The following is an 18,148-nucleotide window of genomic DNA, read 5'->3' as shown; positions in this document are numbered from 1 at the left end:
CACGTCCAGCTGCGCCGCCAAAGCCAGGCTGAGCGCCCGCGCGCCGATGTCCCAGCCAATGTGCTCGCGCAGCTGCTCTTCCTCGAGGCCGAGGTTGTCGTACTCGGCCGGAACGGCGCACGCGCCGTGCTCGCAGCTCAGTACCAGCGCTGCCGCGCCGTCCCGATTGACGATTTCCACGGCCCCCATCGCGGGCGCGACCGGCCTCGGTGATCGTGCTGTTATCGACGTGATTTCCACAAGTTACCTCTCTCTTGCGAGGTGTACCCGTATAGGCAGAGCAGAGGTTGCTTGCAAGCCCGGGGCGGGCATCGCCGGGGCGGGGTTTGACTTCGCGCCCGGTTGTATTTACGTAAAACGGCTTTTCGAGGGTGATCCAGTGCGACGCGAGAAGACAAACTACACCATTCAATCGGTCTCTCACGCGCTCGATGTGATCGAGCAGTTCAACGGCGAGCGCGACGAGCTTGGCGTCACCGAGCTGAGCAAGCGGCTCAAGCTGCACAAGAACAACGTCTTTCGGCTCCTGGCCACGCTGGAGGCGCGCGGGTACATCGAGCAGAACAAGGCCACCGACAACTATCGGCTGGGCATCCGCTGCTTGCAGCTGGGCCAGAACTACGTCGGCCAGGTCGGTTTGTTGCGCCAGGCCCGGCCGATCTTAGAACACGCCGCGCGCAAGGCGCGTGAGACCGCGCTGGTGGCGGTGTTGCGACGGGGTGCGGCGGTGCCGCTGGACGCGGTCGAATCGGATCAACCGGTGAGGATGGTCTCGCGCGTCGGCGAAGCGCTGCCCTTGCACTGCACCGCCGTCGGGAAGGTGTATCTCGCCTTCTGCTCCGAGGAGGAGTTGCGCGAGCTGCTGCCGGATGACCTCTCCAAGTTCACCGAGCGAACCATCACCGAGCGCCCGGCGCTGGTGCAGCAGCTCAAGCAGGCGGCGGCGCAGGGTTACGCCGTGGATACGGGCGAATACGTCGCCGACGCCACTTCAGTGGCCGCCCCGGTGCGCGACTACACCCGTATGGTGGTCGGCAGCGTGGCGATCGCAGCGCCCAGCTATCGTCTATCCGAAGAGCGCATTCAGAAGGAAGTCGGGCCGCTGGTGGCCAAGGCCGCGGGCGAACTATCCAAGCGCCTCGGCTTCAATTCCTAGGCTCCACGGCCCTCCCCCTGCCCATTCGGCCAGCCGGCAAAGAAGTCATCCGGTTGCCGATTTCCCCCAACTCGACAAATTTGCACGGCCGGATTTGGCTGAGGTGGGGTATGTCGGCGCTAGCACAGCGGGATGCCATGGGGCATGGCGGTTGCTCACGAAGGACCGCATGTTTGCGCCGGCAACGCCTAGTGCCGTGGTATGCGCTTCGGGCCGCTCCTTCTCTCGGCAGCGGCTCACGGCCTGGTTGCGCGGGTCTTCGATCCGCACGCGCATCGCCGCCGTAGCCCTGGCGGCAGTGCTACCGACGCTGGCGGCGCTGGTGGTTCTGGCCTCGCGCATAGCGCAGTTGAATCAGGCCACGCTGGCAGTGGCAGCTACCTTCGAGACCATCCAGCACGGCAGCCGGGTGGTCAAACTGCTCTCCGACATGCAGCTCGCTACCCGTGCGTACGCAATCAGCGGCGACAGCCTGTTTCTCGACAGCTACCAGCAGGCGCGCAAGCAGTGGCCTGAGGCTATCACCGCTGCCGCCAACGCGCTGCGTAACGATCCGTCTCTGATCGAGCAACTCGCTCGGGTCGAGGACGACGCCAACGACTTCTTCACCGAGTGGGAACGCCGGCTGGGCTCGATGCTGCCCGCCGGTGACGATGCCAATGCCTGGTTCCAGCTCGGCAAAGACGAAACCCGCATGCGCCGGATCACGGCCACGATTGCGGCCATGGTCAGCCACAAGGAGGGAGAGATTCGCACCCGGCTGCAAGACGCGGAACAAGCGCGCCGGCGGGTCTATGCGGTTGTCGCCGCGATCAGCCTGCTGGCGATTGCACTGCTGGCCGGGCTGACCACGATCTTGGGCCGGTCTATCGGCCGCCCAATCGAGCACGTCGTCGAGGCCGCTCACCGCCTGGCAGAGGGTGAATGGGGCGAACGCGTGCCGGTCCAAGGCGGCCGTGAGACGCGCATTCTGGCCAACGCCTTCAATCGCATGACCGCGGCCGTCAAAGATGCCCGCGCCGAGTTGGCGCAGCGTAATCACCAGCTCGAGCACACCGCCGCCCGCCTGGCCAGCGCCAACGAAGGGCTGGTCGAACGTCAGCGTGAAACCGACGACTTCTTATACGTGCTGTCGCACGACCTGCGCGCTCCACTGATCAACATCCAGGGGTTTGGGAAACGCTTGCAGAGCAGCATGACGACCCTGGAAACGTCGCTCGCCGATCCGGCCAAACAGGGCGATTGTGTCAAGCAGCTGCAGCGCATGAACGAGTCGCTCAAGTTCGTGAATCTAGGCACCGGCAAGATCGATCAACTGATCGCCCGGCTGCTCGAGATCGCCCGCGTGAGTACCCGGCCAAGCCAGTACCAATGGGTCAACACCGAGGCCTTGGTGCACGACGTTCTCGGCGCCTGCCGCTTCCAGCTCGAAGAACGCGGCATCGAGACCACCGTCGGCACCCTGCCGCCGGTGCTCGCGGACCCGTTGCAGCTCAACCAGGTATTCACCAACCTGATCGATAACGCCATCAAGTACATGGGTCAGCGGCCACTGAAGCGGATCAGCATCTATGTCAGCGTCAGCGACGATCGCTATCGCTTCGCCGTGCAGGATTCCGGCCCCGGCATCGCCCCCAAGGACCAAGAGAAGGTGTTCCGCATGTTTGCCCGCCTCAACCCGAGCGCCAGCGCCGGCGAAGGTATTGGCCTGGCAGTCGTGCGCGCCATCGTCAATCACCATGGTGGCCGCATCTGGGTCGAGTCAACGCCCGAGGTCGGCACCACTTTCTATTTCACACTGCCACGCCCCGCGGACGAGAAGATGGCTGCTGCCCCCGGATCACCCGCGAGCAGCGCAAGAGCAGCAACCGCCTGAGCTAGGAGACCAAAGATGGCAATCGAACGCTGTGTCGACATTCTGCTCATCGATGACGATGACGGTCACGCCTTGCTGGTCGAAGAGAGCTTGCAAGACGCCGGCTTGCGTAACCGCTTTGAACGCGCCCGCGACGGTGACGAGGGCTGGCGGTGGCTGAGCGAGGCCGCGGGCGGCACCCGCCGCTGCCCCGGCCTGGTGTTGCTCGATGTCTCAATGCCCGGGCTCGATGGCTTCGAGGTGCTCGAACGCATCAAGTCGAGCGCGCCGTTGAAACACGTTCCGGTGATCATGCTCACTTCAACCGACTCACCGCGCGAGATCGAGCGCTGCTACAAGCTCGGCGCCAACGCCTACGTGGTCAAGCCGGTTGACTTCGAGAGCCTGCATCAGAAGGTGCGCACGCTCGGCATGTTCATTCAGATCATCGAGGTCACCGACCGAGCCAGCTGATTCCTATGAGCACCGTGCTGCACATCCTGGTCGTGGAAGACGACCCGGGCATGAGCCTGCTGGTGGCCGACCGGCTGGCTGAGATTGCGGGTTGGAGCGTGGCCACCGCCGCCTCGGCGGCGCAGTGCCGCGCCCACGTGGCTGAGCAGCCCGTTGATATGGTGCTGCTCGACCGCGGTCTTCCTGACGCCGACGGCGCCTCGGTCATCGGTGAGTTGCTGGCGCAACGGCCTGACCTCGCCATCGTCATGCTCACCGGTGCTGACAGCGCCGTCTCCGCCACCGAGACGCTTAAACTCGGCGCTTGGGACTACGTCGTCAAGCGGCCGGACCTCGATTTCCTCGACGGGCTGCCGGCATTGATCAGCCGCTGCGCCGAGCGGCTCGCCTGGCGGCGTGAAGAAGCCCGGCTGCGCGAGGAAGTGGACTTGCTCATGACCGCGATGCGCACCTCCGCCGACGCCCTCACGGTAACTGACGGTGATGGACGGGTGCGTTTCTGGAACACCGCCGCCGCGCATCTCTTCGGCTGGCAAGCGGCGGAGGCCGCCGGCAAGCTGCTGCCGAAGGTGGCCTGTGAGTGCGAAGCGGAGTTCGCGCAACTGATGGAGCGGGCATGGCGCGGGCAAGCGGTGGTCGACGTCGAGACCGTCTGCCGGCAACGCGACGGCCGGCCGGCCGACGTCAGTCTGACGCTGACCGCGGTGTGCAATGCCGACGGCTCGGTGCGGGCTTACGTCGCCTCATTCCGCGACATCAGTGAGCGCAAGGCGCTCGACCGCGCCCGGCGTGACTTCGCTGCCATGCTGACACACGACATCAAGAATCCGCTGACGGCGATCCGCGGCTTCGCCTCGATTCTCGCCGAGTCGCCGCTGTCACCCGCAGAGGCCGAGTGCGTCAGCGACATCGAGCGCGCCGGGGCGACGATTGAACATCTGGTCACCGACTTTCTGCTCAGTGCCACCATCGAAGCCGGCACGCTCGAACTCAGACGCGAGCCGGTCGCCATCGATCTCCTGGTCGCCGACGCCGTGCGCCAGTTCCGCGCCGCCGCCATCTACCATCAGATCACGCTCGCGCAAGGCATCCAGGCCGGGGCGATGTTCGTCAGCGCCGACCGCGCCCAGTTGGAGCGGGCCCTCGGCAATCTCATCGGCAACGCTCTCAAGTACACTCCCGCCGGGGGCACCGTCACGCTCGAGGCGGCGGCTCAGGGCGACCGCGTCGAGTTGCGCGTGCGTGATAGCGGCCCCGGTATCAGCAGCGACGAGCTGCCGCACGTCTTCGACAAGTACCGCCGCGTCAAAGGCAGCGAGCGCATCGACAGCGCCGGGCTGGGGCTGTTCATCGTTCGCAGCCTGGTTGAAGCTAACGGCGGCCGGGTCTCGGCGAGCAGCGTGGTAGACCAAGGCTCCACCTTTACGATCACGCTGCCGCGGCTACGCAATCAGGGCGGCGCCGCCCGCACGGCCGCTACTGCCGGCGAAGCGTTCCGCTAGCGGCGGTTGGCGCAGCGCAGACCGTACTTCTTCAGCTTGCGCACCACGGAAGACTGGTTCATGCCCAGACGCGCGGCGATTTCGTAAGTGGACTTACACTCGGCCACGCAGCGGGTAAGGATGTCCCGTTCAGCGTCCTCCATGCGGGCCTTGATCGGCCGGCTGTCATCCGGCGCGGCGCTGGGCTCACGCACGGTGTTGGGGCCGGCAGCGGCAATCGGTTCTGCCCGGCGCTCCAGCTCGGCTAGCAGGTGGCGCGGCTGGATCTCTTTCTCCTCACAAGCGAGTACCAGGCGCGCCAGCAGGTTCTTCAGCTCGCGCACGTTGCCGCCAAGATCGGCCTGGCCGAGGCGAGCCAAGGTCTCTGACGCCAGCACCTTGTCCATGCCGAACTCGCGGTTGAACTGTTCGAGAAAGAGGTAGGCCAAGGCCTTGATGTCCTCACGCCGCTCGCGCAGCGGCGGGATGAAGATCGGCACGAACTCGAGGCGGTAGAGCAAATCGGCGCGAAAGAGGCCCTGCTTCACCAACTCGCGCAGGTTCTGGTTGGTGGCAGCAATCACCCGCACGTCGAGGCGCTGCGGCGTGGTCGAACCCAAGCGCGTCACCAGCTTGTTGTCGAGCACCTTGAGCAGCTTGGCCTGCACCGCCCGCGGCAGCTCACTGACCTCGTCGAGGAAGATGGTACCGCCGCTGGCGGCCTCGAAATAGCCCTTCTTGCCCGTGCGCAGCGAGCCGGTGAAGGCGCCGGCTTCATAGCCGAACAGCTCCGACTCGACCAAGTTCTCCGGGATCGCGGCGCAGTTGACCTCGACGAACGGCTGCGGCGCGCGCCGGCTCAGCCGGTGGATCAGCTGGGCCATCACGCCTTTGCCCACGCCGGTCTCGCCCTCGAGCAATACGGTGAAATCGAAGTCGGCGATCTGCACCACGGTGGAGACCACCTTGGCCATCAACGGGCTGTTGATGACGAACTCGCCCAGGCCGGCGCTGCGGATCTTGTCGCGCAGATAGGCGCTGCTCAGCTCCTCCATCTCGGAGAGCTTGGCCTGCCCGCGGCGCTGCTCGAGCTGGTACTTGAGATAATTGAGCTGGGTGATGTTGCGGACGTTGAGAATAATATTGAGCAGTTCGCCCTGCTCGTTGAAGTGTGGGCTCGCCGTCACCAAGATCATCTCGCCACCGCGGATGTTGACCAGCGTGGTGGCGGGGTATGAGCCGCTGAGCACCTGCAGCGCGGCTGAGTTGCGGGTGATGCCGGGAGCGGTGCGCATCTGCTCGAGGGTGCGGCCGATCCAGTCCTGGCGCTTGAGCCCGGTGATGCGCTCGAAGGCGGCATTCATCTCCAAGAAAGTGCCGTCGGCGGCTATCAGGCATAGGCCGTCATAAGAGGCCTCCATGAGCGTGTCGAACAGCTCCTGCTTGCGCTTCAGCTCCAGGCGCAGGCGCTCGGCTTCGGCACTGGCGGAAGGCACGAGCTGAACCGGAGAATGGCTGGTCGGGCGGCGCACCACCGACACTATGAAATCGACGCCGCGCGTTTGTCAATCGGCTGCTTGCCCGCAGCTGGCGGGCGTGGAACAGTGCGCCGCGCGATGAGTGAAATCGCGGGTATCCAGCACGAGCGCGTCGCGCATTTCTTTCGCGCCCATGTACCCGGCGGCGATTGTGCGCTGAGCTTCACGCTGATCAGAGGCGGGCGCTCGAATCTCACGTACCTGGTGAGTGGCAATGGCCGGCAGTGGGTGCTGCGCCGGCCGCCGCTCGGCCACGTGCTGCCGACGGCCCACGACATGGCGCGCGAGTATCGCGTGCTCTCGGCCTTGAACGGCAGCGCCGTGCCGGCGCCACGGCCGATCGCACTGTGCGAAGACCCCGCCGTCAACCAGATGCCCTTCTACGTCATGACCTACTGCCCCGGCGTCGTCCTCGCGAGCGACATCCCGGCCGGATACGCTGAGACCCCGGCTGAGCGCCGCCGCATCAGCGAGGCACTGGTCGAAACCCTGGTGCAACTGCATGCGGTCGACTACCGCGCCGTCGGGCTGCAAGACTTCGGTCGTCCCGAGGGCTACTTGGAACGACAAGTACGGCGCTGGTCGCAGCAGTGGGAGCGCTCCAAGACCGGCGAGCTACCGGAGATCGACGAGCTGATCCGCCGCCTCAATGCCGCCCTGCCGCCGTCACCGCCGCCCACCATCGTCCACGGCGACTACCGGCTCGGCAACCTCGCCCTAGCGGACAACGACCCCGGCCGAGTCGTCGCCGTTTTCGACTGGGAAATGGCCACCATTGGTGATCCACTAGCAGATCTCGGTTACACGCTGATCTACTGGGCCGAGGCCGGTGATCCGAACTCGGCCGGCGGCATCGGTGCGATGTCCGCCTTTACTGCCCAGGAGGGCTTCTTCACCCGCGCCCAAATCACCGCCGAGTACGCCAAGCGCAGCGGGCGCAACCTCGAGACGATCGACTTCTACCAGGTCCTTGCGCTCTACAAACTGGCGGTTATCAGCGAAGGCATCTACGCGCGCTTCTTGATGGGTAAGACCTTGGGCGAGGGCTTCGAAGGTATGGTACGCGCCGCCGCCCCGCTGGCCCAGCGCGCGCTGGCGATTGCCGGCGGCTCACCAGACGCGCGCCTGCGCGGCAAATAGGACCGATAATCCGCAAGGCTTATGGCTTCGGCAGCTCGGTAATGGCGATGAACCCATTCGACCGGCAAACACTGACGCTGGCTTTTCCGACTGCACACCTCGGCGCGATGCCGGCTGCCGGCGGTGGCGCCGCGGCCGGCCTCGAAGAGGACACGCAGCAACAACTGGCGGCTGCCGAAGGCGGCGGCCCATACGCTGCCGCCGACACCATGGGTTACGACGAAGTCATCGATCCGCGCGAGCTACGCGACGTGCTGCTGCGCGGGTTGCGCTTGGCCGCTGGCCGCAGCGCCGAGGCAGCACAACCGGCGCGCCATACCGGCATCCGGCCGTAGTCAACACAGGTCTGCTGCGGCGACACCGCACCTGCGGGCGCTCAGTCCTCCAGCCGGTCGGCATGGCCGGCGCGCGCGAAGCGGGCGCGCAGCGCGGCCAGATCCTCGGGCTCGAAGCGACGAAATGCGCTGGCCCCGCGCGGGCGCCAGTAGACGGGGTCAGCGATGCGGTCGATGAGGAACTTCTCGCCTTTGAGCACGCGCTTGAGCACCTTGTTGGTGTGCGTGGCGGCCACTTCTGCTGCCACCCGCACGAACAGCGGGCGCCAGCGCGGCGGCAGATCGGGGGCGCGGTCGATGAAAGCAGCGAAGGCCGCGGGGTCGAACGCCGCCCCGCTCGCCAGCTTGATGGTGGCCATCACCTGATCGCCGGCCTCCGGATCGGGCACGCCGTAGACGCTGGCCAGCATCACCTCGGGGTAACGGCTGAGGATCTCCTCGAGCGGCCGGGCGAGGAAGTTCTCGCCCCCCACCCGCAGCCACTCGGCGTCACGGCCGGCGAAGTAGATGAAGCCGCCGGCATCCATGTAACCAAGATCACCGGTATGAAACCAGCCGTGACGGGTACGCTCGCGGGTGGACTCTTCATCCTTGTAGTAGCCCTCGAACATGAAGGTGCCGGCGGTGTTGACGATCTCGCCGACGGCTTCGCCGGGGTTGAGCAAGCGGCCGGCGGCGTCAAATCGAGCCGGCGGGCACTCGGCCCCCTGTTCGTCGAGGATCTTCACTCCTTCGGCGCGCCCCAAGCTGCGCGGTGGATCAGCGGGGCCGCGCGAGAAGCCCACGCCCACCTCGCTGGCGCCGTAGCCGTCGATCACCTCGCAGCCGAAGCGCTGCTTGAAGGCCTCGATGTATTGGCGCGGGGCCTCGTTGCCGTAAGCGAGCCGCAGCGGGGTGTCGGCGTCGTCGGCTCGCGCCGGGGTATCCATGATGAAAGCGAACGGACTGCCGACGTAGTTGAACAGGGTGGCCCGGTAGCGCCGGATGTCCGACAGGAAGTGGCTCTTGCTGAAGCGGCGCGCCAGCGCGATACCGCCGCCGGCCGAGAGCGCCGGCGCCAGTGCCAGGACTTGCGCGTTGGCGTGGAACAGCGGCATGGCGGAGTAGACGATGTCGGCCGGGGTGAAGTGGCACATATACATCGAGGCGCCCCAGCCCAGCAGCATCAGGCGCCCGTGCGTGTTGATCACCCCCTTGGGCGCCTTGGTGGTACCGGAGGTGAAAACGATCAAGAGCAGATCGCTGGGCTCGACCGTCACCGCCGGATCCGTCGCTGGCACGGTTTCCAACTCGGTTTCCAAGCACGACCAACCAGCGGCCGTCTCCTCACTACCCGTGGTTATTAGTACACTCACCTGGATGGCCGGATCGCTGTCCAACGCGGCTTGCAGCTGCGCCGCATAGCGCCCCTCGACCACGACAATCTGGCAATCGGCGTACGCGATGTCGCGCGCCAAGGCGGGGCCGGTGCGTGTCGGGTTCAGCCCAACCAGCGCCGCGCCCGAGAGCGCGCAACCCAACTCGGAGAACACCAACGCCGGCAGATTGTCCATCAACACGCCGACATGAAAGGGGCGGCCCGCCCGCCGCAGCCGCAAGAACAGGTTGGCGTAGCGGCACGCCTGGCGAAAGGCCTCGGCGTACGTCCAGGTGAAGTCCTCGAAGTGCAAGAACACCCGGCCCGCGCTGTCGGCCAGGCGGGCGCGCAGGGCCGCCGCCATGATCGGCGCCGGCGCCGCGTTGGGAAGATCGCCAGTGACGGAATCCACGACACCTCGATGGTGCACAGATGTTAGCAGTCGGCATGCAGCCGGCGCGCTTCGCTGTCGAGCCACAGCGTCACCGGTCCATCGTTGACCAGTGCCACCTGCATGTGCGCACCGAACTGGCCGACGGCTACCGGCACGCCTTGCCGGCGCAGCTGCTCGGCCACTGCCTCACACAAAGGCGCCGCCTGCTCCGGATGAGCCGCAGCACTAAACGACGGCCGGCGGCCTTTGCGGGTGTCACCGTAGAGCGTGAACTGCGACACCAGCAAGATGGCGCCGCCAACGTCGTTGACTGAACGATCGAACTTCCCTTCGGTGTTCTCGAAGATACGCAGATGGGCGAGTTTGTCAGCCAGCCAGGTAGCGTCGGCCGGCTCGTCGCCGGTGCCGACACCGACGAGCACCAGCAGGCCGGGGCCGATTGCCGCTACTTGTCGGCCTGCGACCGCCACGGCGGCCTCGCGCACGCGCTGTACCACCGCGCGCATGGATCGGAGTCAAGCCTCAGCCGCGAACGTCCCACCCCTCCTCGTCTTCTTCATCCTCGTCGTCATCATCCCAATCGTCTTCATCGTCCTCGTCGACATCATCTTCTTCTTCATCGATCTCTTCGTCTTCTTCTTCCCGCCGCCGTCCCTCAAGCCAGTCGTCCATAACGTCTCCTTTGCTATACGAACTTAGCCTCGGCCCTCCGCCCAACGACGGCCGTGCGCAGCCGGCGAGTGCACAGAAATATCCGCCACCGACAATCAAATTCATCCCGCCCGCTTGCACGGCCGCTTGTAGTCATGGGGTGCCTGCAAGTCAACCAGCGCTCAGCCGGCCGGTGTGCTAGCTGCTGCGCTCGTACTGCCAGCCGCCGGCGATCATCAGCAAGCGATGCCGCGGGCCGGGCGCAGCCGGGTCACCGCTTTCGTAGCCGGCATCCCCGTCATACAGGGTGCAGGCGCCGCCGGGGATTGGATGCGGGCGGGGGAAGAAGGTCTGCACCGGGCCGCGTGCCACGGCCGCCAGCGCTGCGCTCGCCGTGCGGTGCGCGGACAGCCCCAGCAGCGTTACGAATGTGGGTGGCGGCAGATCGATTTCGCCGGTCCGCTGCGCGGCGAGAGCCTCGTCCGCGCGCAGCCAGCGATGGGCGTGGATCTCGTTGCCGTCGACCTGCACGGTATCGTGGGCAGCGGGCGCGGCGAAGAACCAGGTGTCAAAACGTTTGGGGAGAATATCGGGCGTGATCCAGCGTGAGACCAGTACCAGGCTTTGGCCGTCGATTACCACCGCCGCTTCCTCGCGCGCCTCGCGCACCGCGGCATTGCGCGCCGCGGCCAGCACGTCGTCACTGCCCGGCGGATAATCCTGCGCATCGATGCGTCCGCCCGGGAAGACCCAGGCCCCGCCATGAAATGCTAGTTCGACGTTACGGCGCACCAGTAAGACCTCACAGCCCCGCTGGCCATCGCGGAGCAACACCACGGTAGCGGCGGGGCGGGCGATTGCGGGGGCGGCTGACGACATCGCCGGCATTGTTAGCGTGCCGGCGGCGCCAACGCCAGCGGGAAGCGAGCTCCCCGGGAGGTTCCCGGCTTGGCGCCAGTGCGTGTCGTGTTGCTCGCCCACCCGCGCCCCCCTATAATCAGCGCGGACTTGGTGAGAAAGGTGGCCGGAATGCAGACAGCACGGACCGTCGGTGAATTGCGCGCCTCGGGCTATACGGTCCGCAGTGTGCGGGCGGAGATGCGGCAAAACCTCTTGCGCCGCCTCAGCCGGCGCGAGCCGCTGCTGCCGGGCATCATCGGCTTCGAGTCCACCGTCATCCCGGAAATCGAAAACGCCATCCTGGCCGGCCATCACATGGTCTTTCTCGGCGAGCGCGGCCAAGCCAAGTCGCGCATCATCCGCGGTCTCACCACCCTCCTCGATGCACTGGTGCCGGCGATCAAGGGCTGCGAGATTAACGACCATCCGTTCCATCCCATTTGCAAAGAGTGCCGCCGGCGCGTCACCGAACAGGCTGATGCCCTGGAGATCGAGTGGATCACCCCGGAGCGGCGTTACGCCGAGAAGCTGGCCACCCCGGATGTGTCGATTGCCGATCTGATCGGTGAAATCGACCCCATCAAAGTGGCCGAAGGCCGCTATCTCGCCGACGAGGAGACGATCCACTACGGTCTGGTGCCGCGTACCAACCGCGGCATCTTCGCCATCAATGAGTTACCCGACCTCACCGAGAAGGTGCAGGTCGGTCTCTTCAACCTGATGGAGGAGAAGGACGTTCAGATCAAGGGCTACAAGATCCGCCTGCCGCTCGACCTTGTCATCGTCGCCAGCGCCAACCCCGAGGACTACACCAACCGCGGCCGCATCATCACCCCACTCAAGGACCGCTTCGATGTCCAGATCCGCACCCACTACCCGCGCACCCTCGACGACGAGATCGCCATCATGGAGCAGGAGCTGCCGGCGCTCGAACGCGAGGAGCGCACGCTCGGGGTGCCGGCGTTTGTCCGTGAGATCATCGCCCAGCTCACCTTCGAGGCGCGCGCGTGCAACGAGATCAACCAGGTGTCCGGGGTCAGTGTCCGCATCAGCATCAACAACTATGAGAGCGTGCTCAGCAATGCCGAGAAGCGCGCGGTGCGCTTGGACGAAGGCGAGATCGTTCCCCGCCTCAGCGACCTGCACGCCGTCCTGGCCTCGACCGCCGGCAAGATCGAGCTGGAATACGCCGGTGAGGACCGCAAGGCGGAGGAGCTGATCGACCGGCTGCTCAACCGCGCCATTCTCAAGGTGTTCGACCAGCGGCTGCAAGCCGACAAGCTCAAGCCGATCGTCGAGTACTTCGAGAAGGGCTGGGGCGTGGAGGTCTCCGACAAGATGCCGGCCGCGGAATACCTCGATGCCTTGCGCGCTATCCCGGGGCTGCAAGAAGCCATTCGCTCCCTCGGCGGTGTCGAGAGCCCCGGCTTCATCGCCGCCGCCACCGAGTTCATCCTCGAAGGCCTGCATTTGCACCAGAAACTCAACAAGGACCGCGAGGGCGGACGCTACGCCTACCGGGCGTGAAGCGGCCGCGGGCTGATGGCGGATGGTTGCAGCTTGTGGCTCTGCGGCCTTAACCCGCGCCGCCGGAGCACGGGCGTGAGCGGTGACCCGCCACAGCCGCTGGGCGCTCAGCCATGATCACCGTTCGTTACACCGCTTGGGACGGCAGCCAGCGGGTAGAGCTGTCCGCCGGCGAGGTCTTCGAGAAGCTCTCCGAGTACCTCTCCTACACCGACGACGTGCAGCAGGCGCTCGACTGGATGATGCGCCAGGGCTTCGACCTGCAAGGCCTCCAGATCCAGGGTCTCGACGACTTCCTCGAAGAGTTGCGCGAGGCCATCCGCCAGCGCTACCGCGACTTCAATCTCAACTCCGCCTTGGACGAGATGCGCCAGCGGCTCGAGGATCTCCTCGATCTGGAGCGCGAGGCGCTCGAGCCGGGCGCGCCGGCCCAGCAGGGTAAGCGCGAGCTGCTGGAGCAGCTGCCGCGGCGCCTGAGCGAGGCCATCGAGAAGTTGAAACTATACGAGTTCGAAGACCCGCAAGCGGCCAACGAGTTCGAAAGTCTCGCCGACGAGCTGGACAACATTCGCGAGTTGGAGGATTTCCAGCGCCGCTACGGCGATCTGTTCCATGGCCCGCAGTCGCTCGGCTATCACGAAGCGCTCGAGGTCATGCGTCAACTACAGGAGCTCAAGCAGCTGGAAGCCGCGCTCTTCGAGGGCGACTTCGAGCGGGTGTCGCTGGAGGACCTGCGCCAGCTGCTCGGCCAGCGGGCGGTGCAGGACTTTCAGATGCTCAAACAGGTGCGCATGCTGTTAGCCGATGCCGGCTATGTTACCGGCAAGGAAGGGCGCATCAACCTCTCGCCCAAGGGCGTGCGGCGGCTCGGCCAGCTGGCGCTGCGCGACATTTTTCAGGGGCTGCTGCGCGACCGCCCGGGCGCGCATCAGATCGATCACCGCGGCCAGGCCGACGCTCGCCCCGATGCCACCAAGCTGTATCATTACGGTGACCCGCTCAACCTCGATCTGGTCCGCACCCTGAAGAAAGCGCTGGCGCGCAAGGCCGGCGCCCCGCTAGCGCTGGCGCCCGATGACTTCGAGGTGTTCGAAACCCAGTACGCGACCAGCACCTCGACCGTGCTCTTGCTCGACATGAGCTGGTCGATGAGCTGGGAAGGGCGCTTCGCCGCCGCCAAGAAGGTGGCGATGGCGTTGGAGAGTCTGGTGCGGGCGCGCTACCCGCGCGACTACTTCGCCATCGTCGGCTTCTTCACCCGCGCGGTCGAGTTGAAGGTGAAGGATCTGCCCGAGGCGAGCTGGAACATGGGCGACCCATTCACCAACCTGCAAGACGGCCTGCGCCTGGCGGGCGAGTTGCTCAGGCGCCACCCCAGTCGCAACCAGCAGGCGATCGTGATCACCGACGGCCAGCCGACGGCGTACTTCTCGCGCGGGCGGCTGTACTGCGAGTGGCCGTTGTCGTTCGGCGGCATCAGCGTGCGCGCGGCGCAGGAGACGCTGAAGGAGGTCGAGCGCATCACCAAGCGCGGCATTACCATCAACACCTTCATGCTCGATGACAGTCCGAGTCTGCGCGCTTTTGTAGAGCGCATGACCCGCATCAACAAAGGCCGCGCCTTATACACTCGGCCCGATCGTCTGGGCGAGTACCTGCTCGTGGATTACATCGGCAGGAAGCGCAAGAAGGTCTGAAGCCGGCCGCCGCCGAATGCAGCGGTGCGCGCACCATGACCGGCCGTAGGGGCGAGGCCGCGCTCGCGTCGAACGATAGCGAGGCGGGGGTGTATCGCGGCCGCTCGGTCGCGCGCCGATTTGAATCGCCGGACGGCCTGACCGTGCTGGTCGGCCGCAGCGCTGCCGACAACGATCTGCTCACCTTCAAGCTCGGCGCACCGCGCGATTTCTGGCTGCACGTGGCTAGCGAGTCCGGCTCGCACGTGCTGGTGCGCAATCCTGCCGGGCTGGCGCGACTGCCGCGCGAAACCGCGCGCTTCGCCGCGGCCCTGGCCGCCCGCTACTCGAAAGCCCGCGGCGCCGGCCGGGTCACCGTTCACCTCGCCAACCGCGCCGATGTCAGCAAGCCACGCGGATTTCCCCCCGGCAAGGTGCTGCTCAAGCACTTCACCGCCATCCACGCTGCGCCGGCGGACCTGGGCGGGGGCGATCGCTAACCGCCCGGCGTTGCTTCAGCGGGCTACGCCCCGCGCTCGATCATTCGTACGGCCCAGGGCAGAATGAGCAAGAGCTGAATGGCGTCGAAGACGCCGTGTGCCACGATGCACGGCAGCAGGCGGCCGCGCTGCTGCAAAGCGCGGCCGATCAGCAGCGAGATGGTCAGCACGCTCACCATCATGAACGGCAGGCCGTAGCCGGCGTGGGCCAGGGTGAACAAGACACTCGAAAGCGCCAGCCCGAAGCGTTGCTGCAAGAAGCCGCGGAAGAACAGCTCCTCGACGGTCATCGCCACCCCTATCACCAACAGCTTGTGACCCAGCGATAACCCCGCCAGCCAGACCATCACCGCGGGAATCTCCTGCGGCTGCACGGCGGTACCGCCGGCAGCGAACACGGCCGCGGCCACTGCCATGGTAACCGTGATGGTGATGAACCAGCCGGCCAGGCCGACCACGATCCCGTGGCGCACGTCGGCGCTGAGTTGCTCGAAGCCCATGGCCAGAAACTCCGGTGCCCCGGTTGGCCGCAACCACCACCAACCGGCGAGGAAGATCACCAGCAGGCCGTGGCCGGCGAACAGACCAGGAAACCACAGCTCTTCCGCAGCACCGGCCGCGAGCCGGCCGCCGGCGGCGGCCGGGTAGAAAACCGCGAGCGTGAGGATGCCGGCCAGCATCGCAGCCGCCGCAACGCGCCGCCCGCGGGTGGGAAACTCGTCGTGGATGAACCGCAGGCGTCCGGCCAGTGCGCACAGCGCCAGACATGCAATCGCCAACAGCGCCGCTGATTGTAACGGGAGCACAAGGGGAACAAACCGGTTATCTCCCCCGCGGTCAAGGGCGGAAGGTTGGGATGGGGACCGCAACTGCGAGCAAGCTTGGCGAGGCCCCGCGAATTGCGGTTGCAATGCCGGCTCGGCCCGCCATAGAATCGGTCACCTATGATGCAGCGGCAGGGGGTTCACCTGTGAGTCAGATTCTAATCGTGGGCGGCGCGGGTTACGTCGGAGCGGTCCTGACCCGCGAGCTGTTGGAGCGCGGCTATGCCGTGCGTGTGGCCGACCGGCTGTACTTCGGCGACGCGGGGCTCCGCGACATCCGCGACCGCATCGATCTGGTGGTGGCGGACATGCGCGCACTGCCGCCCGAAGCCTTCCGCGATGTCGACGCGGTCGTCAACGTCGCCGGACTCTCCAACGATCCCACCGCCGAATACAACCCGACGGCCAATCACGAGATGAACACCGTGGCCACCGTGCGCCTGGCCGAGCAGTGTCGCCAAGCCGGGGTGCAGCGCTACGTGTTCGCCTCGTCGTGCTCGATCTACGACCGGGGCGTCACGGATGAAGACCGGGACGTGGTGCTCGACGAGACCGCGGAGGTGCGGCCGCGCGCGGCCTACGCCACCTCGAAACACGAGGCCGAGCAGCGGCTATTGGCGATGGCCGGGCCGGATTTCTGTCCGGTGATCCTGCGCAAGGGCACGATCTACGGCTTCTCGCCCCGCATGCGTTACGACCTGGTGGTCAACACCTTCGTCAAGGACGCGCTGGCCAAGGGTGCGATGACGATCTACTGCGGCGGTGAGATGTGGCGGCCGCTGCTCGATGTGCGCGACGCCGCGCGCGCCTACATCGCCTGCATCGAGGCCGAGCCGGCGCTGGTGGGCGGGCAGATCTTCAACGTCGCCTTCCAGAACGTGCGCATCTCGGAGCTGGCGCTACGCGTGCGCACGGCGCTGCGCGCAATGGGCGTGAGCGTCGATGTGGTGCCCGACTACAGCTACCGCGGCGTGCGCAGCTACCGCGTCTCGGCCCGCAAGATCCAGCAGCGGCTCGGCTTCAATGCCAAGGTCGACATCGAAGAAGCGGTCCGGGAGATGGCGATCAGCATTCGCCAATATCACTACGAGGATTTCGACAACCCGCGTTACTACAACATTCGCTGGGTGCAGTTCCTCGAAGAGGCCGAGCGTACGGTGGCGGTGACCGGCTCGGTGTTCGGCGCTCCGGCCCAGCCCGCCCCGCGACCGCGCGTCGTCGCCGCGCGCACCTCCGACAGCTGAGCCGCGCCGGCAGCACACTTCACAACGGAAAATGCCCGGGGCGGAAGATGACTTTCTTGTCTTTGACCACCAACTGTTCGTTGAGGAAGAGCTGCACCGCCTGTGATAGCACGGCGCCTTCGAGCGCCATGCCGCGGGCTTTGACTTCTTCCAGCGTATCCTCGCCGACGCGGATGTGAAACACGTCCTGCAAGATGACCGGCCCTTGGTCGAGCTGCTCGGTGACGAAGTGGGCGGTGCAGCCCGAGACCCGCACGCCCTCCTCCCAGGCCTGTTTATAGGCGTTGGCACCCGGATGGTACGGCAGCAGCGACGGATGGATGTTGATGATGCGGTGGGGGTAGCGCGCCACGAATTGGGGCGACAGGATTTGCATGTAACGCGCCAGCACCACGAGATCGACCTGATACTGGCGCAGGCGTTCGAGGATGAAGGCTTCGTGCGCGGCCTTGTCGGCCGAGGGGTGCCAGTGGAACGGCAACCCGTGCGGTTCGGCGACCGGTCGTAACAAGTCATGATTTGACATCACCGCAACCAGGTCGCCGTTCATCAATCCGGCCGTGCGATCGGCGAGCAGTTTTTCCAGGCAGTGAGCCTCTTTGCTGACCAAGATGGCCGCCCGCTTGCGCGCCTTGTCACCGCGTAGCCGGATGGTCACTTCCATGTGAATTTCGTCGCCGATGCGCTTGAGCCCCAGGATCAGCTCGTCGAGCGAGACCGCGAGGTCGGCCAGATCGACCAGCATGGTCATAATGAACAGCCCCTCGACGACGCGCTGCTCGATGTCCTCGATGTTGGCACCGGCACCCGCCAGGTAAGTCGAGACGCGGGCGACCACGCCCTTCTGATCGTTGCCGATAACCGAGATCACCGCCAGCTGCTTGCTCATAAGAGACGTAGACTAGGAGCAACTGCGGGTTGGGTCAATTGCCCGCGCTTTCGTCCTCTTTCGGGTGTGCGACAAATCTGTGGGTAATGTGCAGCCGACCGGGCAAATCCTCACCAGTCTGACAGTACTGTGTACTGTCAGGCCGACGGCCCCTGGCCGAAAGGCGGCGCAATTTGTCATTCCCGCGAAAGCGGGAATCCACGGCAC

The 18,148-nt window shown here is 65.9% G+C and carries 17 protein-coding genes; 10 read left to right on the top strand and 7 right to left on the bottom strand.

The window, feature by feature from the left end:
• Nucleotides 1–58: 58 nt before the first annotated feature.
• The 4 genes from HY699_08205 to HY699_08190 all read left to right on the top strand — a co-directional run bounded on the left by HY699_08205 (nucleotide 59) and on the right by HY699_08190 (nucleotide 4,987).
• Nucleotides 59–1,156, top strand: a complete 1,098-nt coding sequence (locus HY699_08205) for an IclR family transcriptional regulator (GenBank protein ID MBI4515783.1) — start codon at nucleotides 59–61, stop codon at nucleotides 1,154–1,156.
• Between the two features lie 169 nt (nucleotides 1,157–1,325).
• The gene (locus HY699_08200; GenBank protein MBI4515782.1) at nucleotides 1,326–3,032 is read left to right on the top strand and encodes a CHASE3 domain-containing protein; all 1,707 of its coding nucleotides are present in this window, start codon (nucleotides 1,326–1,328) and stop codon (nucleotides 3,030–3,032) included.
• A 15-nt stretch (nucleotides 3,033–3,047) separates the two neighbouring features.
• Nucleotides 3,048–3,485: a response regulator gene (locus tag HY699_08195; GenBank protein ID MBI4515781.1), complete on the top strand. Its 438-nt coding sequence runs from the start codon at nucleotides 3,048–3,050 to the stop codon at nucleotides 3,483–3,485.
• Nucleotides 3,486–3,490: 5 nt separating this feature from the next.
• Entirely contained in the window at nucleotides 3,491–4,987 is a 1,497-nt protein-coding gene (locus HY699_08190; protein ID MBI4515780.1) for a PAS domain-containing protein, read from the top strand.
• Here the strand turns inward: HY699_08190 and HY699_08185 are convergent.
• Entirely contained in the window at nucleotides 4,984–6,462 is a 1,479-nt protein-coding gene (locus HY699_08185) for a sigma 54-interacting transcriptional regulator (protein MBI4515779.1), read from the bottom strand. The genes HY699_08190 and HY699_08185 overlap by 4 nt on opposite strands.
• 120 nt (nucleotides 6,463–6,582) lie before the next feature.
• Here HY699_08185 and HY699_08180 point away from each other — a divergent pair, with 120 nt between their 5' ends.
• Nucleotides 6,583–7,644 (top strand): phosphotransferase family protein, encoded by a 1,062-nt coding sequence (locus tag HY699_08180; protein MBI4515778.1) that lies wholly within the window; start codon nucleotides 6,583–6,585, stop codon nucleotides 7,642–7,644.
• A 47-nt stretch (nucleotides 7,645–7,691) separates the two neighbouring features.
• The gene (locus tag HY699_08175) at nucleotides 7,692–7,979 is read left to right on the top strand and encodes a hypothetical protein (protein MBI4515777.1); all 288 of its coding nucleotides are present in this window, start codon (nucleotides 7,692–7,694) and stop codon (nucleotides 7,977–7,979) included.
• Between the two features lie 41 nt (nucleotides 7,980–8,020).
• Here HY699_08175 and HY699_08170 read toward each other — a convergent pair whose 3' ends face one another.
• The 4 genes from HY699_08170 to HY699_08155 all read right to left on the bottom strand — a co-directional run bounded on the left by HY699_08170 (nucleotide 8,021) and on the right by HY699_08155 (nucleotide 11,269).
• Entirely contained in the window at nucleotides 8,021–9,748 is a 1,728-nt protein-coding gene (locus HY699_08170; protein ID MBI4515776.1) for an AMP-binding protein, read from the bottom strand.
• Nucleotides 9,749–9,771: 23 nt separating this feature from the next.
• Complete coding sequence (locus tag HY699_08165; protein ID MBI4515775.1) at nucleotides 9,772–10,236, bottom strand: D-tyrosyl-tRNA(Tyr) deacylase; 465 nt, start codon at nucleotides 10,234–10,236, stop codon at nucleotides 9,772–9,774.
• A gap of 16 nt (nucleotides 10,237–10,252) precedes the next feature.
• Entirely contained in the window at nucleotides 10,253–10,402 is a 150-nt protein-coding gene (locus HY699_08160; protein ID MBI4515774.1) for a hypothetical protein, read from the bottom strand.
• A gap of 177 nt (nucleotides 10,403–10,579) precedes the next feature.
• Nucleotides 10,580–11,269, bottom strand: coding sequence for an NUDIX hydrolase (locus HY699_08155; GenBank protein ID MBI4515773.1), 690 nt, complete (start codon nucleotides 11,267–11,269; stop codon nucleotides 10,580–10,582).
• A 141-nt stretch (nucleotides 11,270–11,410) separates the two neighbouring features.
• On the opposite strand from HY699_08155, the gene HY699_08150 reads away from it, so the two are divergent.
• From HY699_08150 to HY699_08140, 3 genes are all read left to right on the top strand, one after another.
• Nucleotides 11,411–12,808 (top strand): magnesium chelatase, encoded by a 1,398-nt coding sequence (locus HY699_08150; GenBank protein ID MBI4515772.1) that lies wholly within the window; start codon nucleotides 11,411–11,413, stop codon nucleotides 12,806–12,808.
• Between the two features lie 113 nt (nucleotides 12,809–12,921).
• Nucleotides 12,922–14,505, top strand: coding sequence for a VWA domain-containing protein (locus tag HY699_08145; GenBank protein MBI4515771.1), 1,584 nt, complete (start codon nucleotides 12,922–12,924; stop codon nucleotides 14,503–14,505).
• A gap of 35 nt (nucleotides 14,506–14,540) precedes the next feature.
• A complete protein-coding gene (locus tag HY699_08140; protein MBI4515770.1) occupies nucleotides 14,541–14,984 on the top strand; it encodes a DUF814 domain-containing protein in 444 nt (147 codons plus the stop codon).
• A gap of 23 nt (nucleotides 14,985–15,007) precedes the next feature.
• On the opposite strand, the gene HY699_08135 is transcribed toward HY699_08140, so the two are convergent.
• Nucleotides 15,008–15,763, bottom strand: coding sequence for a CPBP family intramembrane metalloprotease (locus HY699_08135; GenBank protein ID MBI4515769.1), 756 nt, complete (start codon nucleotides 15,761–15,763; stop codon nucleotides 15,008–15,010).
• Nucleotides 15,764–15,954: 191 nt separating this feature from the next.
• Here HY699_08135 and HY699_08130 point away from each other — a divergent pair, with 191 nt between their 5' ends.
• On the top strand, nucleotides 15,955–17,052 hold the full coding sequence (locus HY699_08130) for an SDR family oxidoreductase (protein MBI4515768.1): 1,098 nt from the start codon (nucleotides 15,955–15,957) through the stop codon (nucleotides 17,050–17,052).
• 19 nt (nucleotides 17,053–17,071) lie between these two features.
• On the opposite strand, the gene HY699_08125 is transcribed toward HY699_08130, so the two are convergent.
• A complete protein-coding gene (locus HY699_08125) occupies nucleotides 17,072–17,941 on the bottom strand; it encodes a formyltetrahydrofolate deformylase (protein MBI4515767.1) in 870 nt (289 codons plus the stop codon).
• Between the last annotated feature and the right edge of the window lie 207 nt (nucleotides 17,942–18,148).

It is taken from the genome of Deltaproteobacteria bacterium, from assembly GCA_016210005.1.
Taxonomy (GTDB): domain Bacteria; phylum Desulfobacterota; class Binatia; order HRBIN30; family JACQVA1; genus JACQVA1.
The sequence above is the reverse complement of the archived record's forward strand: the minus strand, read 5'-3'. Positions and strand labels throughout refer to the sequence as shown.